General features: G+C 60.7%; 6 protein-coding genes and 2 pseudogenes. 7 read left to right on the forward strand and 1 reads right to left on the reverse strand.

From position 1 onward, the window contains the following. The 7 genes and pseudogenes from QDY28_RS30505 to QDY28_RS30535 all read left to right on the forward strand — a co-directional run. Positions 1–231 (forward strand): ISAs1 family transposase (locus QDY28_RS30505; RefSeq protein ID WP_331384828.1); only part of this gene is annotated, 231 nt, incomplete at its 5' end. Positions 232–358: 127 nt separating this feature from the next. Beyond that, entirely contained in the window at positions 359–1,282 is a 924-nt protein-coding gene (gcvA, locus tag QDY28_RS30510) for a transcriptional regulator GcvA (protein ID WP_004112795.1), read from the forward strand. Continuing rightward, positions 1,254–1,751: a hypothetical protein gene (locus tag QDY28_RS30515; protein WP_240535388.1), complete on the forward strand. Its 498-nt coding sequence runs from the start codon at positions 1,254–1,256 to the stop codon at positions 1,749–1,751. Before gcvA ends, QDY28_RS30515 begins: the two co-directional genes overlap by 29 nt. Beyond that, entirely contained in the window at positions 1,751–2,098 is a 348-nt protein-coding gene (locus tag QDY28_RS30520; RefSeq protein WP_120670745.1) for an FAD-dependent oxidoreductase, read from the forward strand. Before QDY28_RS30515 ends, QDY28_RS30520 begins: the two co-directional genes overlap by 1 nt. An 81-nt stretch (positions 2,099–2,179) precedes the next feature. Continuing rightward, positions 2,180–3,214 carry an alcohol dehydrogenase gene (locus QDY28_RS30525; RefSeq protein WP_120670743.1) on the forward strand — a complete coding sequence of 345 codons (1,035 nt, stop codon included), beginning with the start codon at positions 2,180–2,182 and terminating at the stop codon, positions 3,212–3,214. Further along, positions 3,201–3,908: a cupin domain-containing protein gene (locus tag QDY28_RS30530; RefSeq protein ID WP_184806333.1), complete on the forward strand. Its 708-nt coding sequence runs from the start codon at positions 3,201–3,203 to the stop codon at positions 3,906–3,908. The genes QDY28_RS30525 and QDY28_RS30530 overlap by 14 nt, the downstream gene beginning before the upstream one ends. Positions 3,909–3,921: 13 nt before the next feature. Further along, positions 3,922–5,041, forward strand: a pseudogene (locus QDY28_RS30535) (MFS transporter); the annotation flags it as partial. Here QDY28_RS30535 and QDY28_RS30540 read toward each other — a convergent pair. Next, a pseudogene (locus tag QDY28_RS30540) lies at positions 5,014–5,209 on the reverse strand (IS701 family transposase); the annotation flags it as partial. The pseudogenes QDY28_RS30535 and QDY28_RS30540 overlap by 28 nt on opposite strands.

Raw genomic sequence — 5,209 nt, forward strand, 5'->3', positions numbered from 1 at the left:
GCCATACGTGGCCATTGGGCCATCGAGAACTCCCTCCATTGGGTACTCGACGTCACCTTCAACGAGGATGCCGCCCGATCTCGAACCGGGCATGGACCAGCCAACATGGCCGTCGTCCGACACTTCGCCATCAACATGGTTCGAAGCCATAACGACAAGCGCAGTATCAAACTCAGACGAAACAAAGCAGGCAGAAACCCACAATACATGGCCGAAATCATCCGAGCATGACTGTTAACCCGGATTCAGAGCCGTGTTCTTTGCCTCACAGGACTTGACGGGGTGTGGCCCATAATGGAGATGTCGCTTCGTGGCTTTGCCGCTCAATTCTCCCTTCTTCGCGTAGGAGAAAGTCACTTTGAACAGAAAGTCACCGGTCTATCTGAACGCGCTGCGTGCCTTTGAAGCCAGTGCACGTCACGGCAGCTTCTCCGGGGCTGCCGAGGAACTCAAAGTCACCTCAGCTGCGGTAGGACAGATGGTGCGGGGGTTGGAGGATTGGCTGGGAATGCCGCTCTTTCATCGTACCACCACCGGAAAGGCGAGGCTTACCCCGACCGAACGGGCCGAACATGCCCTTCCCGATATCAGGGCAGGGCTCGATCAGCTAGTCATTGGGCTGGAGCGTCTTCGCGCGTCCGCAACGAGCGGAATCCTCAACGTAACCGTCAGTCCTGCTTTCGCCGCCAAATGGCTATTGCCCCGCATCGACCGCTTCCAGGCCAGATGTCCGGAGACCGACATTCGGCTCGAGACGAGCCTGAAGCTGGTCGATTACAAGGCACATGGAATAGACATTGGCGTGCGCTACGGAGATGGAAGCTGGCCGGACCTGATCGCCGAAAAGCTGATGGACGAGGAAGTCTTTCCTGTCTGTTCGCCCAGGTTTTCAGAAATTGGAAGTCTAAACGTCCCAGCCGATCTGACGCGCCAGACGCTCATACACGATCTCTCCGTGGACCCGGCACTCGGTTTTGTCACCTGGGACCGCTGGCTGCGCGCCGGCGGCGTATCAGATTCCCAGCCGCAAAGGGGCATGAGTATCAATAATTCCGCTGCCGTCCTGCAGGCTGCGATCGAGGGTCGGGGCGTAGCGCTGGCCCGCAGCATCCTCGCCCATGACGATCTGACTGCGGGAAGGCTCAAGCGGCTCTTCCCCGATGTGACCGTGCCATCGACGCTTGCCTACTACATCGTCTACCGGTCGCAGTATGCGTCGCTGCCGAAACTGCAGGCCTTTCGCAACTGGCTGCTTGAAGAAGCCGGCACGGCACGGCCCTAACTCGGCCGCAGCGCAGCGCGCCAAGATTTTCTTTGCCGCGCCCAAGAAACTCTCATTTGTCAAGCCGGCCATGCGGGCGCATCAAACGGCGCATATGCATTTTTGGCGAGGAACATCCCTCGCCGCGTGCGGCCAAGCGAAACCCGAAAGTATGACCGTGGCTTATCTCCAAATCACCCTTCAGATCGCCGCCGCGAACCGTCGCGCTGCCATCGGCATCTATCAGAAATACAAGGAAACGTTCCTCACAGACATCGGAGCGACCTCCAAGGAGCTTCTGATCCGCGACGATGACGTGCAGGTTCTCCATGGGTTCAACAGCGTTGAGGACGCAGGGCCTATCTCGAAAGCGAACTCTTCAACGACGACGACGTCACCGATTGAAGCCGCTGCTGGCGGCAGCGCCGGACATTCGGATTTACGCCATCGCCTGAACTGCAGCGAGCATAACATCCAGATAACCCGCTAATGGCTTCAACGACAACAATATCGACTAAGGCCATTGTCATCGTCGGCGGCGGCCTTGCCGGACTTACGGCAGCCTATCACCTTCATCGCAACGGGCTCGACTTTACCCTGGTCGAGGCACGGGAACGGCTGGGCGGCCGCATTCTCACGGCTGACCCGCAAACCGATGTCTCGCACGACGGTTTCGATCTCGGCCCTTCCTGGCTGGCCCGACATGCATCCGTCGGTTCAGGAATTTGCACGCGAGTTGGGGGGTCGATCAGACCTGGCAGAGCTGGATCAGTTTGGCAGGCAGCGAACAGCACTCAACGATCCCGGTTATCTGGCTGGGGCCATCGAAGCCGGTGAGCGTGTGGCCACGCCCCTGATCACCAGGCGAGACGGAGATCGTTCATCCCCTATCTTGAAATGCGAGGAAAGGAGCAGGTCATGAAAACAACCTATCGGGCGATGCAGATATCCACGTCCGGCGGCCTTGAGCTTGTGGACCGACCGACGCCGGGCGACGAAGAAGTGCTGATTGCGGTTGAAGCCTGCGGCATCTGCGGCGCGGATTTAAGCGACATCGACAAGGCGGACCGGAGACTACAGCCGCCGCGCGTTCCCGGCCACGAAGTGGTCGGCCGGATCATCGCGCTTGGATCAAACACGCCCTCGGCTTGGAAGCTCGGCCAGCGCGTCGGCGTTGGCCGGCTCGGCGGGCATTGCAACGAATGCAATGAATGCCGCCGTGGCCGTTTCAATCTATGCCGCAACCAGCCCGTTCTCGGTTCTTCCTGCGATGGCGGTTACGCGGAAATGATGATTGCGCGCGCGACCGGACTCGTTTCCATTCCGGACAAGCTTTCATCGGAAGAGGCAGCACCGATCCTTTGCGCCGGCATCGCCACATTCAATGCCTTGAAGAAATCGGGCGCTGAGGCAGGCGATACGGTTGCTATTCTCGGAATAGGCGGGCTCGGGCACATGGCGCTGCAATATGCCCGCAAGATGGGCTTCCGCGTGGTCGCGGTGGGTCGGGGCGACAATATTGCCGAAGATGCTGTGAAGCTCGGCGCCCATCGTTACATTGACACGAACAAGGAAAATGCCGCCGAGGCTTTGAATAAGATGGGCGGCGCCAAAGCGATCCTGACCACGATCGGCAATCCGGACGCCGTCTTGGTTTTGATGCCTGCACTTACACCGGAAGGCCGCCTGGTCGTGCTCGGCGTCGGCAAGGATCCCCTGCCGGTATCGACTGGATATCTGGTGGGCGCTGAGCGAGGCGTGATCGGCTCAATTACGGGGTCGCCGTTCGAGAACGAGAAGACATTGGACTTCAGCGTCCTGGCCGGCGTGCGGCCGATGATCGAAACCATGCCGCTGGAGCAGGCCGCCGAAGCGGTCCGAAGAATGCGTTCCGGTGAGGCGAAATTCCGGATCGTTCTGACGATGGGAGACCAGACCAATGCGGATCAATGAAGACCTGACAAAGCCGGTCATCGCCCATGCGGCCAAGCTCGACTGGGTGCCGAGCCCCGCCGCCGGCGTCGACCGACGGATGCTCTACCGCGTCGGCGGTGAAGTCGCGCGTGCGACCTCGATCGTGCGCTACGCGCCGGCAAGCGCCTTTCCCCGCCATGTCCATAGCGGCGGCGAAGAAATTCTTGTGCTTCAGGGGACGTTCCAAGATGAGCATGGCGACTATCCGGCCGGAAGCTATTTCCGCAACCCGCCCGGCACCTCGCACGTACCGGCGCCGGAGGAGGGCTGCATGATTTTCGTGCGCCTTTGGCAGTTTCGTCAGGGCGACAGCATGCAGATTGTCCGGCAGCCAGGCGAAGGCCAAGCGGCCCCATTGCGCGCCGGCGCCCGTGCGGCGCGTGTTCTCTTCGAGGATATCGCGGAACGCGTTTCGATCGAGACCTGGCAGTCCGGCTCAGCCATTGCCATCGAAAATCGCCGTGGCCTCGAATTTCTGGTGCTGTCCGGCAGCCTGATATTGCAGGGCGAGACGCTGGAGCCGCAATGCTGGGGACGGTTGCCGGCAGGCAGATCATTTGAGGTGGCGACAGGCCCAGAGGGCGCCGAAATCTGGATCAAGGACGCCCCTCTTCAGCACGCCGGTGTGCTGCCGATGCCCTCCTCGGCCACGCACCACAAACCAAGATATTGAGCAGGTCACGCAAATGGGGATCGCCGAGGCGACGTTCCGCGACAAGGACGATGTCGCGAAACAGGAAAAAATTGCGTCAAGAAACGTCTGGGTTCTGACGGCGGCACAGTCGCTCGGGGGCGCCAATTCTCCCATCGTCATTTCGCTCGGCGGGCTCGTCGGCCAGCATCTGGCATCTGATCCGGCCGCAGCAACTTTGCCGGTCAGCATGCTCAACCTGGGGCTTGCTCTGGGAACGCTGCCGGCTGCGGCCGTTATGCGCCGGTTCGGACGGCGCGCCGGATATATAATAGGTGCAGCGCTCGGTACGATCGCGGGGATCGTTGCCACGATGGGCATCGTCCAATCAAGCTTCATTGTCTTCTGCATGGGCACGCTGATCGCCGGTTTTTACTCGGCCTATGTCCAGAGCTACCGCTTTGCGGCGACCGACGGCCTGACTGGCGCCGGGCGTGACCGCGCAATATCGCGCGTGATGGTCGGCGGGCTGATTGCTGCCATCATCGGGCCGCAACTCGTCATATGGACGCGTAACGCTCTGCCGGGACATGCCTTTGCCGGCAGTTTCCTCAGCCAGGCGATGCTCGCCCTGCTCGCGGTGCCGATCCTTTTGCCACTGCGCCGCCCGGCGGGTTCCGCCGCCGTGCATGCCACCGCCATCAGCGCCCGCCCGCTTGCACAGATACTGACCTCGCCACGCTATCTGCTGGCCGTTGCGACCGGCGTCGTCTCCTACGGCCTGATGACCTTCGTCATGACGGCGGCACCTATGGCCATGGTCGGACACGGCCATTCCGTCGATTCCGCAGCGCTTGGTATTCAGTGGCACGTTCTCGCCATGTTCGATGTTCGGGCCAAGCTTCATTACCGGCCGCCTCATGGCACGCTTCGGCAAGGAGCGCGTGGCGGCGGTGGGACTTCTCCTGATCGGCGGGTCGGCGCTTATTGCGCTCAGCGGTGTCGATATCGCGCACTTCTGGGGATCGCTTATCCTCTTGGGGCTGGGCTGGAATTGCGGCTTCATTGGCGCCACGGCGATGGTTGCCGAGTGTCATTCGCCATCCGAACGCGGCAAGACGCAGGGCGCTAAGCTTGACTTTGTACATTATGCGGCGAAGCAAATCGCCTGCGCCATACGGACAAGTCGCCCTGGCGGTATTTTATGCATTTCCAGGTTTGACGGTGAGTGTCGATAAAGATCGTCGCTCCACAAAACGAGACGCACAGCGCCAATCGCATCTGTGAATGTCAGATCGGTTTTCCTGTACCATGCCGCCGCGTAAGGGCGCGTGGTTTGGCTG

This window comes from Rhizobium sp. BR 362 (assembly GCF_036528765.1).
GTDB lineage: Bacteria > Pseudomonadota > Alphaproteobacteria > Rhizobiales > Rhizobiaceae > Rhizobium.

Bases quoted from the DNA above. Each gene is read 5' to 3' on its own strand.
- QDY28_RS30520 (WP_120670745.1), top strand. From the start codon at position 1,751: ATGGCTTCAACGACAACAATATCGACTAAGGCCATTGTCATCGTCGGC.
- QDY28_RS30525 (WP_120670743.1), top strand. From the start codon at position 2,180: ATGAAAACAACCTATCGGGCGATGCAGATATCCACGTCCGGCGGCCTT.
- QDY28_RS30530 (WP_184806333.1), top strand. From the start codon at position 3,201: ATGCGGATCAATGAAGACCTGACAAAGCCGGTCATCGCCCATGCGGCC.